Source organism: Acinetobacter sp. ANC 4216, assembly GCF_004331195.1.
In the GTDB taxonomy this organism is placed as follows: Bacteria; Pseudomonadota; Gammaproteobacteria; order Pseudomonadales; family Moraxellaceae; genus Acinetobacter; species Acinetobacter kookii.
The window spans coordinates 95631-114599 of record NZ_SJOC01000009.1 but is presented as its reverse complement, the minus strand read 5'-3'; the positions used below and the strand labels follow the sequence as shown (position 1 = coordinate 114599).

Annotated in this window: 23 protein-coding genes; 9 read left to right on the top strand and 14 right to left on the bottom strand. The window is 44.4% G+C overall.

Annotation, left to right across the window (positions count from 1 at the left end; genetic code table 11):
* The first annotated feature begins 184 nt into the window (after positions 1-184).
* Together thrS and infC are read left to right on the top strand one after the other, a co-directional pair.
* Complete coding sequence (gene thrS / locus E0H88_RS09015) at positions 185-2107, top strand: threonine--tRNA ligase (RefSeq protein ID WP_131273924.1); 1923 nt, start codon at positions 185-187, stop codon at positions 2105-2107.
* Between the two features lie 5 nt (positions 2108-2112).
* A complete protein-coding gene (infC, locus tag E0H88_RS09010) occupies positions 2113-2664 on the top strand; it encodes a translation initiation factor IF-3 (protein ID WP_092819002.1) in 552 nt (183 codons plus the stop codon).
* 91 nt (positions 2665-2755) lie between these two features.
* On the opposite strand, the gene E0H88_RS09005 is transcribed toward infC, so the two are convergent.
* Positions 2756-3247 carry an Hsp20 family protein gene (locus E0H88_RS09005; protein ID WP_092819001.1) on the bottom strand — a complete coding sequence of 164 codons (492 nt, stop codon included), beginning with the start codon at positions 3245-3247 and terminating at the stop codon, positions 2756-2758.
* 324 nt (positions 3248-3571) lie between these two features.
* Here E0H88_RS09005 and E0H88_RS09000 point away from each other — a divergent pair, with 324 nt between their 5' ends.
* From E0H88_RS09000 to E0H88_RS08990, 3 genes are all read left to right on the top strand, one after another.
* Complete coding sequence (locus E0H88_RS09000) at positions 3572-4195, top strand: glutathione S-transferase N-terminal domain-containing protein (protein ID WP_131273923.1); 624 nt, start codon at positions 3572-3574, stop codon at positions 4193-4195.
* Between the two features lie 85 nt (positions 4196-4280).
* A complete protein-coding gene (locus tag E0H88_RS08995; RefSeq protein WP_131273922.1) occupies positions 4281-4565 on the top strand; it encodes a hypothetical protein in 285 nt (94 codons plus the stop codon).
* A 15-nt stretch (positions 4566-4580) separates the two neighbouring features.
* Positions 4581-5006, top strand: coding sequence for a YqaA family protein (locus E0H88_RS08990; protein ID WP_131273921.1), 426 nt, complete (start codon positions 4581-4583; stop codon positions 5004-5006).
* Between the two features lie 37 nt (positions 5007-5043).
* Here the strand turns inward: E0H88_RS08990 and E0H88_RS08985 are convergent, their stop codons facing one another.
* Positions 5044-5784 carry an energy transducer TonB family protein gene (locus E0H88_RS08985; RefSeq protein WP_131273920.1) on the bottom strand — a complete coding sequence of 247 codons (741 nt, stop codon included), beginning with the start codon at positions 5782-5784 and terminating at the stop codon, positions 5044-5046.
* 103 nt (positions 5785-5887) lie between these two features.
* Positions 5888-7147 (bottom strand): MFS transporter, encoded by a 1260-nt coding sequence (locus E0H88_RS08980; protein WP_131273919.1) that lies wholly within the window; start codon positions 7145-7147, stop codon positions 5888-5890.
* Positions 7148-7383: 236 nt separating this feature from the next.
* Here E0H88_RS08980 and rpmI point away from each other — a divergent pair, with 236 nt between their 5' ends.
* A complete protein-coding gene (rpmI, locus tag E0H88_RS08975) occupies positions 7384-7578 on the top strand; it encodes a 50S ribosomal protein L35 (RefSeq protein ID WP_092818994.1) in 195 nt (64 codons plus the stop codon).
* Between the two features lie 11 nt (positions 7579-7589).
* Positions 7590-7949 carry a 50S ribosomal protein L20 gene (gene rplT / locus E0H88_RS08970; protein WP_005182440.1) on the top strand — a complete coding sequence of 120 codons (360 nt, stop codon included), beginning with the start codon at positions 7590-7592 and terminating at the stop codon, positions 7947-7949.
* Positions 7950-8158: 209 nt separating this feature from the next.
* Here rplT and E0H88_RS08965 read toward each other — a convergent pair whose 3' ends face one another.
* From E0H88_RS08965 to lgt, 3 genes are all read right to left on the bottom strand, one after another.
* The gene (locus tag E0H88_RS08965) at positions 8159-8443 is read right to left on the bottom strand and encodes a hypothetical protein (RefSeq protein WP_502699724.1); all 285 of its coding nucleotides are present in this window, start codon (positions 8441-8443) and stop codon (positions 8159-8161) included.
* Positions 8443-8829, bottom strand: coding sequence for a hypothetical protein (locus E0H88_RS08960; RefSeq protein ID WP_131273918.1), 387 nt, complete (start codon positions 8827-8829; stop codon positions 8443-8445). The genes E0H88_RS08965 and E0H88_RS08960 overlap by 1 nt, the downstream gene beginning before the upstream one ends.
* A gap of 222 nt (positions 8830-9051) precedes the next feature.
* Complete coding sequence (lgt, locus tag E0H88_RS08955; RefSeq protein WP_092818991.1) at positions 9052-9864, bottom strand: prolipoprotein diacylglyceryl transferase; 813 nt, start codon at positions 9862-9864, stop codon at positions 9052-9054.
* Positions 9865-9957: 93 nt separating this feature from the next.
* Here lgt and E0H88_RS08950 point away from each other — a divergent pair, with 93 nt between their 5' ends.
* The gene (locus E0H88_RS08950) at positions 9958-10740 is read left to right on the top strand and encodes an NRDE family protein (protein WP_131273917.1); all 783 of its coding nucleotides are present in this window, start codon (positions 9958-9960) and stop codon (positions 10738-10740) included.
* A 43-nt stretch (positions 10741-10783) separates the two neighbouring features.
* Here E0H88_RS08950 and E0H88_RS08945 read toward each other — a convergent pair whose 3' ends face one another.
* From E0H88_RS08945 to tatA, 4 genes are all read right to left on the bottom strand, one after another.
* Positions 10784-12985 carry a PhoX family protein gene (locus E0H88_RS08945; protein WP_131273916.1) on the bottom strand — a complete coding sequence of 734 codons (2202 nt, stop codon included), beginning with the start codon at positions 12983-12985 and terminating at the stop codon, positions 10784-10786.
* A gap of 157 nt (positions 12986-13142) precedes the next feature.
* Positions 13143-13922 (bottom strand): twin-arginine translocase subunit TatC, encoded by a 780-nt coding sequence (gene tatC / locus E0H88_RS08940; protein WP_131273915.1) that lies wholly within the window; start codon positions 13920-13922, stop codon positions 13143-13145.
* Positions 13919-14386, bottom strand: coding sequence for a Sec-independent protein translocase protein TatB (gene tatB, locus E0H88_RS16275; protein WP_131273914.1), 468 nt, complete (start codon positions 14384-14386; stop codon positions 13919-13921). Before tatB ends, tatC begins: the two co-directional genes overlap by 4 nt.
* Positions 14387-14392: 6 nt before the next feature.
* Entirely contained in the window at positions 14393-14626 is a 234-nt protein-coding gene (gene tatA, locus E0H88_RS08930) for a twin-arginine translocase TatA/TatE family subunit (RefSeq protein WP_131273913.1), read from the bottom strand.
* A 190-nt stretch (positions 14627-14816) separates the two neighbouring features.
* Here tatA and E0H88_RS08925 point away from each other — a divergent pair, with 190 nt between their 5' ends.
* A complete protein-coding gene (locus E0H88_RS08925; protein ID WP_131273912.1) occupies positions 14817-15698 on the top strand; it encodes an AEC family transporter in 882 nt (293 codons plus the stop codon).
* Between the two features lie 117 nt (positions 15699-15815).
* Here the strand turns inward: E0H88_RS08925 and rdgB are convergent, their stop codons facing one another.
* The 4 genes from rdgB to metX form a co-directional block, all read right to left on the bottom strand.
* The gene (gene rdgB / locus E0H88_RS08920) at positions 15816-16442 is read right to left on the bottom strand and encodes an RdgB/HAM1 family non-canonical purine NTP pyrophosphatase (protein WP_131273911.1); all 627 of its coding nucleotides are present in this window, start codon (positions 16440-16442) and stop codon (positions 15816-15818) included.
* A 107-nt stretch (positions 16443-16549) separates the two neighbouring features.
* Positions 16550-17137: a tetratricopeptide repeat protein gene (locus E0H88_RS08915; RefSeq protein WP_131273910.1), complete on the bottom strand. Its 588-nt coding sequence runs from the start codon at positions 17135-17137 to the stop codon at positions 16550-16552.
* A complete protein-coding gene (gene metW, locus E0H88_RS08910) occupies positions 17134-17727 on the bottom strand; it encodes a methionine biosynthesis protein MetW (RefSeq protein WP_131273909.1) in 594 nt (197 codons plus the stop codon). The genes E0H88_RS08915 and metW overlap by 4 nt, the downstream gene beginning before the upstream one ends.
* On the bottom strand, positions 17727-18887 hold the full coding sequence (gene metX / locus E0H88_RS08905) for a homoserine O-succinyltransferase MetX (RefSeq protein ID WP_131273908.1): 1161 nt from the start codon (positions 18885-18887) through the stop codon (positions 17727-17729). Before metX ends, metW begins: the two co-directional genes overlap by 1 nt.
* Positions 18888-18969 lie beyond the last annotated feature (82 nt).

The following is an 18969-nucleotide window of genomic DNA, read 5'->3' as shown; positions in this document are numbered from 1 at the left end:
TAAATTCAAAATGTGCCAAATTGCGAATTTTATAGGTGAAAAGGTTTAATCCTGTGGATAAGACGTGTAAAATTCTAGGCGATTTTTATTTATCCACCGTTTTTATCTTTTGAGGTTCTCCCTCGATCATAATCTCGCGGTGACATGCCCTATGGTACGGGGCATCACTCCTTAAGGATTTTTTATGCCAATTATCACTTTGCCAAATGGCGACCAAAAACAGTTTGATCAAGCCGTATCTGTGATGGACGTTGCACTGAGCATTGGTCCGGGTCTTGCAAAAAATACAGTTGCTGGTCGTGTAAACGATCGCTTGGTTGATGCGTCTGATCTCATCACCGAAGATGCAACCTTACAAATTATCACGCCTAAAGATGAAGATGGTGTACACATCATTCGTCACTCTTGTGCACACCTGGTTGGCCATGCGGTTAAGCAATTGTTCCCAGAAGCAAAAATGGTGATTGGTCCAGTCATTGAAGAGGGTTTCTACTATGACATCTGGATGCCGCGTCCGTTTACTTTAGATGACTTGGCGGCAATCGAAGAGCGCATGAAAAAGCTCATCGACCAAGACTATGATGTCATTAAAAAAATGACACCGCGTGATGAAGTCATCAAAGAATTCACTGCACGTGGCGAAGAATACAAACTCCGCTTGATTGAAGACATGCCTGAAGAAACGCAAATGGGCTTGTACTACCATCAGGACTACCTGGATATGTGCCGTGGTCCGCACGTACCGAATACCAAATTCTTAAAATCGTTCAAACTCACCAAAATCTCTGGTGCCTACTGGCGTGGTGATGCGAAGAATGAACAGCTGCAACGTATCTACGGTACAGCCTGGGCGGACAAGAAACAGCTTGCAGCTTACATCAAGCGTATTGAAGAAGCTGAAAAGCGCGATCACCGTAAAATCGGTAAAGCCCTGGACTTGTTCCATATGCAGGAAGAAGCGCCGGGTATGGTGTTCTGGCATCCAAACGGCTGGACCATTTATCAGGTACTTGAGCAGTACATGCGTAAAGTTCAGCAAGAGAATGGTTATCTTGAAATCCGTACCCCACAAGTGGTCGATTTCACGCTTTGGGAAAAATCAGGACATGCTGCAAACTATGCAGACAACATGTTCACCACGCATTCAGAGAACCGTAATTATGCGGTAAAACCAATGAACTGCCCATGTCACGTACAGGTGTTCAACCAGGGGCTGAAATCTTACCGTGACCTGCCAATCCGTCTGGCTGAGTTTGGTTCATGTCACCGTAACGAGCCATCAGGTTCATTACACGGTATTATGCGTGTGCGTGGCTTTACCCAGGATGATGCGCACATTTTCTGTACCAAAGAACAGATTGGAACTGAAGTTGCAGACTTTATTAAACTGACTTTAGACGTTTATAAAGACTTCGGTTTTGAAGATGTTCAAATGAAACTCTCTACACGTCCGGAAAAACGTGTCGGTGATGATGCACTTTGGGACATGGCGGAAAAATCTCTGGCAGATGCTTTGGATGCTGCTGGTCTTGAATGGGAACTGCAACCGGGTGAGGGCGCATTCTACGGTCCGAAGATTGAATTCTCATTGAAAGACTGTCTGGGCCGTGTATGGCAGTGCGGTACCATTCAGTGTGACTTCAACTTGCCGGAGCGTCTGGAAGCATCTTACGTAACAGAAGATAACGATCGTGATCAGCCTGTTATGTTACATCGTGCAATTCTTGGCAGTTTCGAACGTTTTATTGGTATACTGATTGAACACTATGCAGGCTTTATGCCACCTTGGTTGGCGCCTACACAAGCATGTGTAATGAACATTACCGATTCTCAAGCGGAAGCATGTGAGTCAGTCGTCGCTAAACTTAAAGAAAACGGAATTCGTGCCATTTCCGACTTGAGAAATGAGAAAATCGGCTTTAAGATTCGTGAACGTACTTTAGAGCGTATTCCTTACTTGCTGGTACTTGGGGACCGTGAAGTAGAGGAAGGTACAGTAAATGTGCGTACCCGCTCAGGAAAAAATTTGGGTACTATGTCAATCGATGCCTTCGTTGACCTAGTGAAAGCAGCCGTTGCCGAACGCGGCCGGTACATTGTGGAGTAAAAGCGATTAAACAGCCTGACCGTAATCAACAGGGCGGTAACAAATCAAACCGTCCTGCTTTGAATGATGAAATTCGTGCGAAAGAAGTCCGTCTTGTAGACGAAAATGGCGAGCAAAAAGGCATCGTAAGCTTAAATGATGCTTTACGTGCAGCTGAAGCTGCCGATCTTGACCTAGTTGAGATTGTTGCAAATGCTGAGCCACCTGTGTGCAAAATCATGGACTTCAACAAGCATTTGTTTGATCTGAAGCAAAAGCAGAAAGAAGCGAAGAAAAAACAGCATCAAGTACAGGTGAAAGAAATCAAGCTCCGCCCTGCGACTGATGTTGGTGATTACAACGTAAAATTACGTGCCATTATCAAGTTCCTTGAAGAAGGCAACAAGGTAAAAATCACTTTACGTTTCCGTGGTCGTGAAATGGCTCACCAGCAGCTTGGTCTGGCTCAATTGCAAAAAGTTGAAGCAGATGTGGCTGAAGTCGGTGTAGTTGAACAAGCGCCAAAAATGGAAGGTCGTCAAATGGGTATGCTGCTTGGTCCTAAAAAGAAAAAGTAAGCCTCTCTTGACGAAGAAAGCCCTGCAAAAGCAGGGCTTTTTTATGGCTATGACTTTTGAATTGGCTTTTTAACAGTATTCAAAAGAGCCGTCATTGACCTGTTTCTTGAGGACTTGTTTCGCCGTTTTCCTGTTGAGGTGAAGCGAGCTGCTGCGTGGTTTTGCTGCCGATTGGAATCTGGCGCGGCATGGCTTCTTCGGGAACACTGCGTTGCAAATCGATTTTCAATAAACCATTTTCATAATCGGCTTGTTGGACCTCTATATGTTCATCCAGGCGTAGCGACAGTTTAAATGAACGGCTGGAAATCCCTTTATGCAGAAACTCGACCGTGCTGTCTGAAGACTCGTCCACGGCTTTGCCGGTAATGGTCAATAACTGGTTTTCCAGATTAATCTCGAGCTGGTCCTGATTAAATCCGGCAGTGGCAACAACAATACGGTAATTATTATCGCCTGTTTTTTCAATATTATAGTGTGGATAATTGGGAGTATCGCTTTGCATTGCATAATCGAACAGGTCATTGAAGCGATCAAAGCCAATACTTCGGCGGAATAGTGGACTAAGGCTGAAACTGCTCATTGATAGAACCTCCTGAGGATCACGAAGTTTTTACAAACAGGAAAAAATCCTGTTTGCTATTGCATTCACAGTATTTCAAGCAATCTCTGAAAAGATCATTGCCTTATTTTTATATAAGACTGTTTGGCATATTTTCAATCACGGATATTTATTTTTTAAAGGATGCAGAAATCTGGACAGGCTAAATCAGAATAAGTGTTGAGATTGGTAATTTTACTTCTAAGCGTCGCTAAGGATTTAAGATTTGTCCATAAAAAACATGCTATAACTAAGTACGCAGTTCAATAACGTCATGTAAAACGAAAAAGGCAAAAGGTAGCAAACATGATTGATCTCTATTATTGGGGAACGCCCAATGGTCATAAAATTACAATAGCATTAGAAGAAATGGGTTTGGAATATCAAATTTTTCCAGTCAATATTTTAGAAAATGATCAGTTTCAACCTGACTTTTTGCGTATTTCTCCCAACAATAAAATTCCCGCGATTGTGGATCAGGCTGGACCGCGTGGTGAAGCCATTTCAGTATTTGAGTCCGGAGCAATTTTGCAGTATTTGGGCCGTAAAACCGGGTTGTATTATCCAGTAGATGAGCAACAGCGCGTTGAAGTCGAACAATGGCTGATGTGGCAAATGGGTGGACTGGGACCGATGCTGGGACAGAACCATCATTTTGGCCGTTTTGCGCCGGAAAAAATTCCTTATGCCATAGACCGTTATGTAGCCGAGACCAAGCGTCTGTACGGGGTGCTGAACAAGCAGCTGATCGGGCAGAAGTATGTGGCGGGCGAGTATTCGATTGCCGATATGGCGATTTTACCGTGGATATTACGCTATGAATGGCAGCAAATTCAGCTTGAAGATTATCCTTATGTGAAAGAATATGTAGATCGCCTGACTGCACGTCCTGCCATTCAGAAAGCATTGTCGATTCAGGTCACTGGCTAAAATGACTTGAACCGCAGTTGTGTTAAGATGGCGGTATAGAAAAATAAACCACCCATGCGGTGGTTTTTTATTGGATCAGCACCTTATGAAAGCATTCTTTTTAAATTCAACGCGTATTCTGGAACACAATGCCAAAATCTATTGGAGTATTATTTTTGGTATAGCGGCCTGTCTAATCCTTTTTATTGCCGAAGCCGTGCACATCCAGAATTTTATGGCGACTTTAAATACCCAGGACCAGAATGCTTTATACGCAGCCATCCAGCCTTTGACACAGCGCTATAGCTATAGCCGTTATCTGGTTTTGATTCTGGCTTTGCTTTGGACAGTTTATGAATATACCTCAACCAAGAAGAAACTCGGGCTTTAAACCGGTCGCAGCCTGATGCCGGCTTACCTGTTGCTGTTTATTTCTGCCTTTGGTGCGGCAACCTTATTGCCCCTACAGTCCGAAGCGGTTTTATTGGCTTTTTTGGCGGAGGGTAGCCATTCAGTTCCGTGGCTACTGTTTGTTGCAAGCTTGGGAAATATTTTGGGATCCTGCGTGAACTGGTGGCTCGGTTTTAAGGTTGAACACTACAAAGACAAAAAATGGTTTCCTGTTTCTCAGCAGCAAATGGTAAAAGCACAGGCGAAATATCATAAATATGGCTACTGGTCATTATTGCTGAGTTGGGTGCCCATAATTGGCGATCCGATTACCCTGATTGCCGGTCTGCTAAAAGAAAATTTTGCCCGATTCCTGTTGATGATTTCGATAGCTAAAATAGGGCGTTACTTGTTTATCTATTTGGCTTTTAGTCTGTTTTAAAAAAACGGGATGCTTGCGCATCCCGTTTTAATTTTGCTTATTCACAGTGATTTAAGTCGAACTTAATTTCATCTTTAAATTTGGATTTTTTATACATCCATAAAGTGCTGGCCGTGCGTTTTACATTAACTTGGCTATTGGATACGGCTTGAACAACTTTTTGGTCTAAAGCGTAAATTCCCGAACCCTGAGTGATTTTGACCTTGTTCACATCACCGTGTTTATTCACTTTAAAGTTGAATTTAACGCTACGATTGTGGCCATTGAGTAATGCCGAATCGAGCTCTAGCTGAGGCTGGGCGCAGTATGAGAAAGCTGTTTTTCTGTTCTGCTGTTGAGCCTGCCAATTTTTTGATTCAAACTGATAGGGGCAGGCTTCAACATTCTCCTGGTCTAACTTTAAGCTAAAGGTTTGATAGCCAATGAGGGGCGTTGCTGTGTCATTTTCGATATGCGGTTTGACACGTGCTTCACGCACGGCTTGAACCAACAGGTTATCCAGATGGGCTAAGCCGGTACTTTCCTGTACGCTGGCATTGCTGATATTGCCAGTTTCATCGGAATAAATGCGGATAATGGCACTGCGGTTCTGGTCTTTTAAATCTTCATTTTTATAGTTTGGACGCGGAAATTTGGTCCATTGAATGCGCGTGGTCAAATGCGCGGGAAGGGCTGCACTTTTCTGAACGGCAAGCTGTTTGGTTGCTTTGGATTCAGCACTATAAACAGTACTGAAGGGTAAGCACATGAGTAGAGAAAAACACAGTATTTGTTTCATAAATATTTATTTCTTAGTCAAACCAGATGTTGCAGCGGTAGCCGGGTATTGTGAGTACGCAGTATTTCCTGAATTGGAAATACTGGCAAGTCTAAAAATTCAATTAATGTTCATGATCATGCACTTTGGTAATGTCGACGCCAAATAAATCGCGGGTTTTTGCCCAGCTCAGCGCCACTACAACCATGGTCATACAGCCCCCAAAGACGGTTGCCATAATGGTGCCCATATATTTCGCGGCTAAACCGGATTCAAAAGCGCCCAGTTCATTGCTAGATGAAACAAACATGCCATTCACCGCAGCGACACGGCCACGCATATTTTCTGGCGGATAAATTTGTAGAATGGTCTGGCGGATGACCACTGAAATACTGTCACAGGCACCGGTCATGGCTAAAGCAAATAAAGACAGCCACAGGTTATTCGAGAAGGCGAACAGCAGGGTAAATAGGCCAAACCCGGCAACCGCGAGCAACATATTCCGCCATGCATTTTGGGTCGGTGGAAATCTGGTTAAGGCAATCATGGTGATGAGCGCACCAATCGAAGGTGCTGCACGCAAGTAACCCAAACCTTCAGGCCCGACTTTTAAAATATCTTCGGCAAAGATCGGCAGTAAGGCAATGACCCCGCCAAACAGCACCGAAACCAGATCCAGCGAAATGACCCAGAGCACGATTTTGGTTTTCCAGATGAAGCGGAAACCATCTCCCAAACTTTCGATTAAATTATCTGTTTCGATTTTGGGAAAACTGCGTTTTTGTAGCAGGTTAATCAGTATGAAACAGATGGCCAATAACCCGGCTACGGTCCATAAACTGTTTTCACGGCCTAAAAAAGCCAGCATAAAACCACCAAGCATGGGACCAATAATCACACCGCTTTGCCAGCCAATGGTAGTCCAGGTCGCGCCATTGGCATAGAGCTCACGCGGGATTAGAAAAGGCTTGAGTGAAGTGGCGGAAGGATTATAGAAGCCACGAATAGTGCCTAGAGCAAAAATCACCGCGTAAATTCCCCAAGACAGTGCATTTACGCTAATTTGAGCCAAGCCATAAGCATGAAATAGCCACCATAAAACCACAGGCAAGGGCACGGCAAAGAACAGGCAGATCTTCATGATGGTCTGTTTGTTAAAGCGGTCGGCGAAATAACCGCCCCACAAGGACAAGGCAATAAAGGGAATGGCTTCGGCCAAGCCAATCAAACCCAGCGTCAAAGGGTCTTTGGTAATCTGATACAGCGAATACGCGACAATAATTTCTTGAATTAAAATGGCGAGCGTCAGGCAGAACTGGTTAATCGTGACAATGGAAAAGTCACGATAACGCAGGGCGGCAAAAGCATCCTGTGCAGGGTTCATAGCAGTCCAGTATTCTTATGGTGTGATAATTATAATGCCGAATAGTGGATTTATTAATAAAAACATCCCGCTTTTGATAGTGAAAATAAGACTAAGTGAAACAGATGATTGGCATACTATTTTCGGTATATCTGCTTTTGTTTTGAACAAAGATGCTTTAGAATGTTCGCTCCCTTACCTGCAGGTCGTTTTTGCAATGGTGCAGACGTGCCGAACAGGTGTTTAAAGAGGTTGTTATGGCTAAGTTAAAAACTCGCCGTGGTGCAGCTAAACGTTTCAAAGCGACTGCTAACGGTTTCAAGCGTAAACAAGCGTTCAAACGCCACATTTTGACCAAAAAGTCTTCTAAACGTATCCGTCAGTTGCGCGGCTGTGTAATGGTTCACGTGAGTGACGTTGCTTCAGTTCGTGCTATGTGCCCATACATCTAAGGAGATTATAAATGGCTCGTGTAAAACGTGGTGTACAGGCTCATCGCCGTCACAAAAAAATTCTTGCTCGTGCTAAAGGTTACTATGGCGCGCGTTCACGTGTTTATCGCGTAGCGTTCCAGGCAGTAATCAAAGCTGGTCAATACGCTTACCGTGACCGTCGTCAAAAGAAACGTCAATTCCGCGCTTTGTGGATTGCACGTATCAATGCCGGTGCTCGTCAAAATGGTTTGTCGTACAGCCGTATGATCGCTGGCTTGAAAAAAGCTCAAGTGATTATCGACCGTCGCGTACTTGCTGACATCGCTATGCATGACGCAGTTGCATTTGCTGCTTTAGCTGAAAAAGCTAAAGGCGCATTAGCTGCTTAATCATCTCTTGATGATTGAAAAAGACCGCTTTTTAGCGGTCTTTTTTATTTTCGGCTTTAAAATACATTTAATATAGATTTCGGCTTATTTAAGTGTGTTGAAATACACGAGAAGATAATTTAGTTCAATTTAATCAAACCTGCGCTTAGGAAAGGTCGATAATATAAAGAGGCCAATGGCAGCAAAGCCAATTGCCTGAATGGCGAGCATCAGTTATGTTGTGCAGGTAACACAGAAATCAAGGTAATTATGGCCATCAGTGGCATGATGAACACAAGAATTGCAAAACCTTTCTTATACGGATTATCTGCGGCAATTTTTAAGCTTAACGCTCTTAACACATGAATTCCCATACCAATGCCCACGCTTACTCCTGTCAACATGGGCGAAAGCTGCTGTACGGTAGAACAGAGATAAATGATTACACAAGTTGCAATGCAGACCATCAGTTTCAGCTGGCGGCTACATTGGTCTGAATACCAGAATTCCAGCATTATTTTTGCTCATCCAATGGGGTATTTTTATTCAGTAAAGACAAGGGTGAAAACAGGCAGATGGCCAAAGCCATAAAACCAATGCCTTGGACACCCGGAATGAGAATTTCGCCACTTTGCATATGCATGAAAATCAGGGCCAGCAGCAGGGCAATCGGAATCCAGACCAAGAGTCGATAGAACAGGCCGGTCGGGTTTTTGGCAGCAAAATGAATTTTGCAGTAACGGCAAATCAGGAAAATAATCCCTGTACCCATGAACATCAGGATGGCATCCGGTTTGAGAGGTTCCATCCAGTACAGCACGCCTGTGGCGATGGCAATCCCCACAAAGATCAGCAGTTTATGAAGGATGGAAACTTTAGGATTAAACCAGAATTCGAGCATGTTTTTCTATTGGATGAATAAGAATTAAGGGCACTTTAGCATACGAGCAAGAGGGAAGCACAGATTCAACCTGCCTGTAAATTATTTTAAATCTCTTTCTTAAGAGTACATAACCAGAGAGATAAAAAAAGGAGACATTTTTTGTCTCCCTCATCCTAACCTTCTCTTACTCTTAAATTTAAAGTAGTGCTTAAACTTAAGTTCAGGGAGAAGGAATTTTATTTAGCTATTTTTATTTGGACCCCAGTCATAGATTTTCTTTTGATAGGCATACCACATCATCCACAGGCCAATCAAAATCATCGGGACAGTCAGGAACTGGCCTTTACTCATCCAGCCAATAAACAGCTGGCCATTGTCGGGTTCGCGGAAGAATTCCACCACAAAACGTGCAATACCATAACCGATCAGGAACAGGGCAGAAACCGCCATACGTGGACGCGGCTTGGAGCTGAACCACCACAATACAATAAACAGGATTAAACCTTCGCCCAACGCCTGATAAAGCTGTGAGGGATGGCGGACCAACTGCAATGGATCGGTAGGGAAGATCATCCCCAGTGCAAAGTTTGGATCAGAGACCGGACGGCCATAAAGCTCACCGCCGATAAAGTTGCCAATACGACCGAACATCAGGCCAGTCGGGACACAAGGGGCAATAAAGTCCAGCGTCTGAAACCAGGTTTTCTGGTATTTCTTGCACCAGAACAGCATGGCAAGCATGACACCCAGAAATCCGCCATGGAAGCTCATGCCGCCAGTCCAGACCTGAAACAGCCACAGCGGATTGGCCAGGAACTGTTCAAAGCCATAAAAGAACACATAGCCTACACGGCCACCCACCACGACCCCTAAGGCACCATAGAAAATCAGGTCAGAGACCATGTCTGGCGTCCAGCCATCACGCTGTTTGGTCCGATAGGTTGCCAGTCCCCAGGCAAATAAAAATGCCAGTAAATACATCAGTCCATACCAGTGGACTTGTAATGGTCCCAGCGATACCGCAACCGGGTCTATATTTGGATAGGTCAGCATTCCTGTTCCTTGTGATTCTGTTTTGCACAGATTTTAGCTGAAACCTAGGAAAAATGTTGTACATTCAATGTGTAAAGATAAAGAGCATGAATTATGTGTATTGTAGCTTTAGCTTGGCAGGTCCTGGATGATACACCAGTATGTCTGATTTCCAATCGGGATGAGTTTTATCAGCGGCCGAGTGCAGCATTGCATTGCTGGGAAAACAGTCCGATTATTGCCGGGAAAGACTTGCAGTCCGGGGGGACCTGGATGGGGATTACCGCCTCAGGTCGCTGGGCAGTGTTGACCAATTTCAGGGATGCCAGTGATAAAACACAGTATCCGACTTCACGCGGTCATCTGATACAGGCTTTTCTGGAATCCGATTTAACGCCGATCCGCTTTGCGCAAGCATTGGAAAAACGCCAGTGTGATTATGCCGGCTTTAACTTGTTTTTAGGGGATTCAAATCAGGCGGTTTATATGAGTAACCGTGGCGAAGCACCGCAGGTGTTAGCCCAAGGCGTGTATGTGGTGTCAAATGGTTTAATGACCGAACATTGGGAAAAGACCCGTCATCTGCGTAAACGCTTTACCCAGGAATTTTTACCGATGCTGCAGCATAAGGATACCCCTAAAACCGATCTAGAATTTGCGGTATGGGACATTCTGGAAGATGAACGGAAAATTATTCCTGAACTGCTGCCACAAACCGGCATCAGTCTGGAGATGGAAGAATTACTCTCTTCGACCTTTATTCAAAGCCCAGTGTATGGCACGCGCTGTTCCAATTTTTTAAGGCTGAAAAACGATGTCTGGCTGTGGCAGGAAAAATCCCAGCAAGGGGCAACCCAGGGCAATATTATCCAGATAGATTTACCTTTGAGTAAATAAAAAAATGCCGACACGAGGTCGGCATTTTAAGAATGTTGGCAACTTATCCAGCAATCACTCCGCCATCTTTACGGGTAATCACGACCGTTGCTGAACGCGGACGTGCAGTGGTATTGCTTGGATCTGTTTGTGTCGCAGGCCAGTGGCTGGTTGCATTATTATAAGCAGTTGAATCTTCACCTGGATGCTGAACGTTAATGAAGATAGCTTTGTAATCCGGTGTCATGGTTACGCCAGTGATTTCACACTCTTTCGGACCAGTCAGGAAGCGACGTAAATTTTCATCAGTCACTTTGGCACCCATAAAGGTATCTTGCGTACCCGCACCTGAAAGTGCTGTTGCTTTGCCACCATCACCCATCGTACCCGGCAATGCAGCCAGCATCATGCAGTTCGTCACGTCCGTGTAGGCACCGTCGTCGGTTTGAATCCAGAGTACGCCGCGCGGGTCAAACCACATACCATCCGGGCTAGAAAAGTCATTATTGTCAGTCAGGCCAGACAGGTTAACATTTTCAAGCATTTTTGCTTCAGCACCAAACAGGTAAATATCCCATTTGAATGTAGTGGCTGTTGTATTGTCGGCATCTTCACGGAAGCGGATAATGTGACCATTCACGTTACCTTTGCCGCCTTCAGGATCTGTATAGTTACGTGGATTGGCGGCATCGGTTACATAGTTGGTACCGCGGTTACTGTTATTGGTGAGAGTGACATACACTTCACCATTGTTCGGATTGACGGCAACCCATTCAGGACGGTCCATTTTGGTTGCGCCGACAGCATCTGCAGCGAGACGGGCATGCGTTACGACATCCGCCTGGTCTGCAAATTTATAAGTCGTGTAAGCAGAAATTGCGGGGTTGCTCATCGATAGCTCAATCCACTGACCTGTACCATCGCTATTGAATTTGGCAACATACAGTTTACCGCTATTCATGTATTTATCGCCGGCTGCATAGCCACCGTTGACATCTTTTGCATCCCATTTCGCATCAGAAACGAATTTATAGATGTATTCACCACGTGAGTCATCACCCATATAAAATGCCAGGTTCTGACCTTCAATGGCGCGGCTGGTACGGCAGTCTTCGTGTGCAAAACGGCCTAGCGAGGTACGTTTTACAGGGTCCTGACGGCTATCGAATGGATCAATTTCTACAATCCAGCCAAAAGTATTCGGGATATTACGATAATCTTCACTCGCAGATTTACCAACAATTACTGATGCATTCCAGCGATCATACATGTCCTGCTGTTCCAGGCTGCCTGTTGCAGTTTCCCACTGATAACGCGATTTAGCACCTTGTTTTAAACCGTAACGGTTTAATGCCACAATTTCATTGGCGCTGCGCAAAGCATCATCTGTTGTATTACGCACAAAATAACCGATGAAGTTTTCTTCAGCGGTCAGGTAGGTGCCCCAAGGTGTATAGCCATTACCGCAGTTATTTTGAGTACCACGGGTTTTTAAACCAGATGGAGAGAAGCGGGTTGAAAGTAAAGTTGAACCTGCAGCAACGCCAGTAAAAGTCATAGGGGTAGAAGCGGTGATGCGACGGTTGAAAATTGAATTTTTCAAAATTTCAACGGCTTGGGTTTTGCTGTCTTTTTTCAGATGAATAATCGATACGCCATGCGCATTGACTTCACGGATGACTTCATCTTCAGGACGAGGACCCGTTCCCTTATTGGTCGGACCTGTCGGGTGTAAGAAAGTCTGGTTAATGTACTCATGGTTTAAAACTAATAAGCCATGATCAGATTTAGTGTCATCATAACGGCCTGTTGTAGTATTTAGACCAAAATAGCTCATACCATCATGACAGTCACCAGAACGGAACTGGAAGCTTGGACCTGAAGGAACTTGGCTGTCATCCCATGCAGCATAGGATTGATTGATGGAATCACCCATTGCATACAATACTTTCGCTTCATAACCTTCTGGTACCGTCACGATATCATTCAGGTTTTTCGCGACTGGAGTAAAGCTCAATTTCTGCGGTAATTTGGTTGGATCAACAGGAGGAGTTGTTGTGCCTGGGTTACTTACACTAACAGTATCATTATCGCTGCCACAAGCGGTCAAAGTTGAAGCCAAAGTCAAGGCAACTGCACCGCTCGCAGTTTTGCTGATAAGGCTGCGACGTGTAATCGCCAGCTCTAAAATGTCACGGAAATGGATGTTTTCAGAAGTGTTATTGTCTAATTCTTGATCTTCATGATATGGCGTAAAGTCTGTCATGATAATTTTCCAAATGTATGGTTGTTGTAAAGTTGTTTTAAACTTAGGTGAAAAATATGACAGCGTCCTGACGTTTGAATGACAGTCTGGTGAAGAAAATAAGTCGTTTTCATGAAAAAAGCAGACCGAAGTCTGCCTAAAAATTTGCTGCCAGCATTTAAGCCACCCGCCGTTTTTCAATCATTTTGCCAAAGAACAAGCCCATTTCAAACAACAGCCACATTGGAACGGCCAGCATAATCATCGACAGGGCATCCGGCGGAGTAACAAACATTGCCACAAAGAAGCAACCCACTACAATAAAGCGGCGTTTTTCCACCAATTGTTCGGTACTGACCAGCCCGATTAAGATTAAAAGCAAGGTAATCACCGGAATTTCAAAAGTAAATCCGAATACCAGGAACAGCTTTAAACAAAAGGCCAGATAGCTATTAATATCTGTCATCGGGGCAACGGTTTCGGGTGAAACACTGATAAAAAAATGCAAAATAGAAGGCAGAGCAACAAAATAGGCAAAGCTGATTCCGATATAAAATAGACAGATACTGCCAATCAGTAAGGGTAAAGCCAGATTCTTTTCTTTTTCATATAAGGCAGGTTTTACAAAGGCCCACAGTTGATACAGGATATAAGGCATGGCCAGTAACAAGGCCACAAAAAAGTTCAGCTTAAAGGGAGCCATAAACGTTGCCGTGACATCGGTGGCAATCATGGTCGAGGTGCTAGGCAACTGTGCGCGTAACGGTTCCGACAAAACCTGGTAGGTTTTATTGGCCAAAGGCAATAAACAAAAAAATAAGCCAATCAGCAAGGCAATCATTTTAAACAGATGTTTACGCAGTACCATTAAATGCTGGGTAATCGGCATTTCTTCAAGCGCTGATTGCTGTTGCGTTGCCAGGGGAGTGGGTAACTGGTGCTCTAGGGGAGTACTCATACGGCCACCTTTAACGGATTGAACTGTGCACTTGCAGGCATGTTGTTTAAGGGTGCTGCTTGGACCATTGTCTGTTTGGCACAATCCGGTGTTTTTAGATAAATACTACAGGGCTGTTGTGATTGAATAAAAATATAAAAAGCGGAAGCATTTTTATTATGTGGCACTGCATTTTGTGCTTGTTCTTCTGCTGCAGGTTGTGATTGTTGTTGTAGTTCATGCATTTGAGCTTGCATCTTTTGTTCCAGCTCTTGAATACGCTGCATTTCCTGTTGCATCTGTTCCCGTAGTTCAGACAAACGCAGCTCTCGATCAATATCATTTTGTACGTTACTGATCATACGTTTGATTTTAGCAAACCATTTTCCAGAAAAACGTGCAGCTTCCGGCAGCTTATCCGGTCCGAGCACCAACAAACTAATGATGCCAAAAGCCAGCAGTTCAGTCATACCGATATTGAGCATAACGTTTTAGCCTGAATGTGTTTTTGCTGTGGAATTGACATCTGCAGGATTGCCTTGATGTTCAATGGTGCGCGGTTCATTTAATGCAGAAGTCGTGATTTCATCTTCTTTAATCGACTTTTTAAAATCCTTGACTGCACCGCCGACATCTTTACCCAGATTTTTCAGTTTGGATGTGCCAAACAATAAAATCACTACAATTGCAAAAATGACAACGTGCCAAATTGATAATCCTGCCATGAAAATATCCTCATTTTTATTGAGAACTATCTCAACAGGTCTGTATGACATTGCCGTGACGTTTCTGTTTCGGTTTTAAGACAAAGATTCATGGCAAGATAAATATGAAAAATGAGCCCTGCAAGATCATGTTTGAATATCAGCTGTGCTAGGATGGGTTTCTTAAATAAAACACCAAGTTTGCACCCACATGGCACTGATTCTTCCTCTTGTTTCTTTTCTTGCCGGATATTGGGGAGTGCATGTTTTAAAGCCGATACGGCCATTATTGGCAGCTTTGCTGGCCCGTCTCTTTATACCGCTGCTGATCATTTACAATATGGTGTTTTATAAAGAAGGCAGTCTGTGGCTGATTGGTTTCAGCCTGTTCAGTTCGATTGTTTTCTTCAGTGGTTTTTATTATTTTCAAAAAGACAAATTAAGAGCCCTGTGTTTCAGTTACTTGAATGGTGCATGGTTAGGCCTTCCTTTTGCTTTAGCTGTCTTTGGCCCGGAAGCCAGCAGCACCATTGTCGCCTTATATATCGGCGGTTCTTTGTTTGGCAATATCTGTGCAGTGATGGCGGTGAGTGAAACCCGGCAGGATACGGGATTTATTATTAAAAATGTCATGCTGTCACCCCCGGTCATTGCCTTGACTACGGCTGCTGTTCTGTCATTCTGGGACTTCAGCAGCTACGAATCTCATCCCCTAATACAGCTGATTTACCAGGCCAATAAAGTTTTGGTGACCTTTGCCGGTATGTGTGTTTTGGGTATGTGGCTAAGCAAGGTCAGGATTGGCTGGCGTGATTTGAAAGGTAGTTTGCTGCTCATCAGTAGCCGGATGCTATTGGCGGTTTTATTGTGTGCAGCCGCTTATCGGTTTCTGCCTATTCCGCATCAAATGCTGACCTATGCCGTAATGTTGATGTTCTTTCTATTGCCGCCAGCAGCGAATATTGTGGCACTGGAAACGCATTATCAGGGGACGGGCTATTCAGCAAAATATATTGCGTCGGGTACTGTGGCCAGTGCAATATTGATCGGGATTTATGGGGTAATGTTGCATGTATTAGTGCCGGCACTATAAATGAAGAGTTCTCTCTCCCTTTGGGAGAGAGTTAGAGAGAGGGTTTTGAAAGATTAACCTCCCTTGCCAAGCTGAGCTTCTCATCTCTCCATTTAGGAGGGAGAATAAATAATGAAATTACTTCTCCAGGCTTGCCTTAAACAGCTGCATCGCCTGACCGCGATGGCTGATTTTATTTTTATCTTCCTTGCTCATCTCGGCACTGGAAATACCCAGTTCAGGCAACCAGAATAGCGGGTCATAACCAAAACCATTTTCGCCGCGAGGAGCTGCCAGTACTTCACCTGTCCAGATGCCCTGGAAAATTTGAGGCAGCGGATCTTCAGCATGCTGAACCAGCGCAAGTACGCAAACAAACATGCCCTCAATACTTTCACCTTCTTTACGAAGCGGTTTTAGTCGGCTTAAGAGCTTTTCATTGTTGGCTGCATCATTGCCATGTTCACCGGCAAAGCGTGCAGAATAAATACCCGGCGCACCGCCCAGTACCGGAACGCAAATACCAGAGTCATCGGCTATGGCCGGTTTACCTGAAATTTTAGAGGCATGACGCGCTTTAATAATGGCATTTTCCACAAAGCTCAAACCATCTTCAATCGCATCTTCAATATTCAGTTTGCCTTGAGGAATCACTTCTACAGGCAGATTTAACTCGGCAAACATTTTTTCAAATTCGGCAATTTTCCCTTTGTTGTTGCTGGCAAGAACAAGTGTGCCTTGAGATAACCAATCTTGTGCTGACATTCGATAAAAACTCTAATCTTTAAAATAAGTTCAATTTTACCTGAAATAGGGACGAAGAATCAGTCAATAAAAAAGCACCCGAAGGTGCTTTATAGAATTAGGCAGAATTATTGAGCCTGAATCCATTGGTCTGCACGGTCACGTGCCTGACGAATCTGTTCCTGGCTCAGGTTGGCAGCCAAAGCGGTTTTCTTGCCTTCAGACAGTGAAATCACTTTATTGTCGAGCATGCCGTCACGGGTTGAAAGTTCATACCACTGGTATGCACCCACGTAATTTTTCTTTTGTTCTTCCATCATGGCCAGATTAAAGCTGGCGCGGTTGTCACCATGACTGGCTGCTTTTTCAAAATATTTACGTGCCAAAGCTTCGTCTTTTTTGGTGCCAATACCATCAGCCAGCATACGGCCGACATTCAGTTGTGCAGCACTCAGACCCTGATCGGCAGCGGCTTTGTACCAGGAAAAAGCTTGCTGCTCATCCTTTTGAACTTCTCTGCCTTGCTGATATTTGGTGGCCAGATAAAATTGTGCAGCGGGTTGACCGGCTTTGGCAGCTTTGGTCAGGCTATTGATATCCATGACTGAATATTGCGCAGCCTGGCTTGAAACCGAAGCTGTAGGGGCAACATATTCTGCATGGGCTTGAATGCTAAACAGTCCAACAAATAGTGTGCTTAATAATATTTTTTTCATAGCGCGCTCACTCGATAAATAGCGACTTCACCAAACAGATTCGGGATATGTTTACTGAGTAAACTATCTTGCTGATCCCCATTCACGGCGAGTCGATTAATAATCCGGATATCGTTTTCGGCACAAAGTGCTTCAAAATCACGGAAAGTACATAAATGAATATTTGGCGTGTTATACCACATATACGGTAAAGCTTCCGAAACCGGCATCCTTCCTTTTAATGCCAAGAAAGAACGGGTCTTCCAGTACGCAAAGTTAGGAAAGGTGATAATGGCCTGTTTCCCTACACGCACCATATCACGCAATAATACGTCTGGTGCATCTACAGCTTGCAAGGCCTGTGCCATCACCACATAGTCAAAGGACTGGTCTGCAAAGCGGCTTAAACCGAGGTTCAAGTCTTGTTGGATAATATTTAACCCCCGACTTACCGCAATTGCAATCTTTTCCTGATCAATTTCTAAGCCATATGCACGAATATTGTGCTTTTTGCTCATATGTGCCAGCAGTTCGCCATCGCCACAGCCTAAATCCAGCACGCTGGAATCGGGTTTAATCCATTTTTCTGCCAGTTGATGATCAATACGCATTACACAGTCTCCTTAGGTGTGGCTTCAAGGTGTTCTGCACCACCTAAAAATGCACGTAATGATTTAACGTAAAGCGGAATCGGGAACAGGAACGAATCATGACCCTGTTCTGCATCAATATCGAGATAGCTGACAGGTTTATGGTTGCTGATCAGGGCATCGACAATTTCTTGTGAACGCTGCGGAGTAAAACGCCAGTCAGTGGTAAATGAAACCACAAGGAATTTGCACTTGGTATTGGCCATGGCTTTTTTCAAGGACTGCTCGTACTCGCGGGACGGGTCAAAGTAGTCCAGCGCCTTGGTCATAATCAGGTAAGTATTGGCATCAAAGTTACGGCTGAACTGCTCGCCCTGATAACGCAAATAACTTTCGACCTGGAATTCAACGTCAAAACCGTACATAAATTTGCCCGACTTCAAGTCACGGCCAAATTTCTGTTTCATGGCTTCTTCAGACAGATAGGTAATATGACCGACCATACGTGCCAGAATCAGCCCGCGTTTCGGATAGCTGTCATTTTCCAGATAACGGCCATTATGGAAGTCCGGATCGGACAAAATGGACTGACGCGCCACTTCGTTAAAGGCAATATTCTGGGCCGACAGTTTTGGCGCGCTGGCAATGATCACGCATTTTTTTAAACGGTCCGGATAATCCACCGACCATTGCAAAGCCTGCATGCCGCCCAGAGAACCGCCAATAATGGCATACCAGACATCAATGCCCAAACGGTCAGAGAGCAGGGCCTGGGTTTTGACCCAGTCACGCACGGTGACGAGAGGAAAATCAGGGCCATAAGGACGGTTGTCATTTTCCGGGTTCGGCGAGATCGGGCCGGTTGAACCGCTGCAACCGCCAATATTATTCAGGGCGACGACAAAGAATTTAGAGGTATCAATGGCTTTGCCTGGTCCAATACATGCGTCCCACCAACCCGGTTTTTTGTCATCTTCATGATGATAACCTGCCGCATGGTGATGGCCAGACAAGGCATGACAAATCAGGATGGCATTGGATTTGTCGGCATTGAGTTCGCCATAAGTTTCGACCATGAGCTCAAAACGTGGAAGAATTCGGTCACATTCGAGCTCTAACGGCTCTTCAAAAATAAACTTTTGCGGGGTAACTAAGCCCACTGAGTCAGCTGGAAAAGACACAGGAAATTTTCGCCTTAAATCTTTAGAATGAATAACAAAAGGATACCACTTGAGGGTATCCTTTCTAAAGTTTTTTATTTGA

Excerpts from the sequence above, each read along its gene's own strand:
- E0H88_RS08945 (WP_131273916.1), bottom strand. The coding sequence starts at position 12,985 with ATGACAGACTTTACGCCATATCATGAAGATCAAGAATTAGACAATAAC.
- E0H88_RS08985 (WP_131273920.1), bottom strand. The coding sequence starts at position 5,784 with ATGAAACAAATACTGTGTTTTTCTCTACTCATGTGCTTACCCTTCAGT.
- E0H88_RS09000 (WP_131273923.1), top strand. The coding sequence starts at position 3,572 with ATGATTGATCTCTATTATTGGGGAACGCCCAATGGTCATAAAATTACA.
- E0H88_RS09005 (WP_092819001.1), bottom strand. The coding sequence starts at position 3,247 with ATGAGCAGTTTCAGCCTTAGTCCACTATTCCGCCGAAGTATTGGCTTT.
- rdgB (WP_131273911.1), bottom strand. The coding sequence starts at position 16,442 with ATGTCAGCACAAGATTGGTTATCTCAAGGCACACTTGTTCTTGCCAGC.
- E0H88_RS08925 (WP_131273912.1), top strand. The coding sequence starts at position 14,817 with ATGGCACTGATTCTTCCTCTTGTTTCTTTTCTTGCCGGATATTGGGGA.
- tatB (WP_131273914.1), bottom strand. The coding sequence starts at position 14,386 with ATGCTCAATATCGGTATGACTGAACTGCTGGCTTTTGGCATCATTAGT.
- E0H88_RS08995 (WP_131273922.1), top strand. The coding sequence starts at position 4,281 with ATGAAAGCATTCTTTTTAAATTCAACGCGTATTCTGGAACACAATGCC.
- tatC (WP_131273915.1), bottom strand. The coding sequence starts at position 13,922 with ATGAGTACTCCCCTAGAGCACCAGTTACCCACTCCCCTGGCAACGCAA.
- E0H88_RS08980 (WP_131273919.1), bottom strand. The coding sequence starts at position 7,147 with ATGAACCCTGCACAGGATGCTTTTGCCGCCCTGCGTTATCGTGACTTT.
- E0H88_RS08950 (WP_131273917.1), top strand. The coding sequence starts at position 9,958 with ATGTGTATTGTAGCTTTAGCTTGGCAGGTCCTGGATGATACACCAGTA.
- rplT (WP_005182440.1), top strand. The coding sequence starts at position 7,590 with ATGGCTCGTGTAAAACGTGGTGTACAGGCTCATCGCCGTCACAAAAAA.
- tatA (WP_131273913.1), bottom strand. The coding sequence starts at position 14,626 with ATGGCAGGATTATCAATTTGGCACGTTGTCATTTTTGCAATTGTAGTG.
- metW (WP_131273909.1), bottom strand. The coding sequence starts at position 17,727 with ATGCGTATTGATCATCAACTGGCAGAAAAATGGATTAAACCCGATTCC.
- E0H88_RS08960 (WP_131273918.1), bottom strand. The coding sequence starts at position 8,829 with ATGCTCGAATTCTGGTTTAATCCTAAAGTTTCCATCCTTCATAAACTG.
- lgt (WP_092818991.1), bottom strand. The coding sequence starts at position 9,864 with ATGCTGACCTATCCAAATATAGACCCGGTTGCGGTATCGCTGGGACCA.
- rpmI (WP_092818994.1), top strand. The coding sequence starts at position 7,384 with ATGGCTAAGTTAAAAACTCGCCGTGGTGCAGCTAAACGTTTCAAAGCG.
- E0H88_RS08915 (WP_131273910.1), bottom strand. The coding sequence starts at position 17,137 with ATGAAAAAAATATTATTAAGCACACTATTTGTTGGACTGTTTAGCATT.
- thrS (WP_131273924.1), top strand. The coding sequence starts at position 185 with ATGCCAATTATCACTTTGCCAAATGGCGACCAAAAACAGTTTGATCAA.
- E0H88_RS08990 (WP_131273921.1), top strand. The coding sequence starts at position 4,581 with ATGCCGGCTTACCTGTTGCTGTTTATTTCTGCCTTTGGTGCGGCAACC.
- E0H88_RS08965 (WP_502699724.1), bottom strand. The coding sequence starts at position 8,443 with ATGCTGGAATTCTGGTATTCAGACCAATGTAGCCGCCAGCTGAAACTG.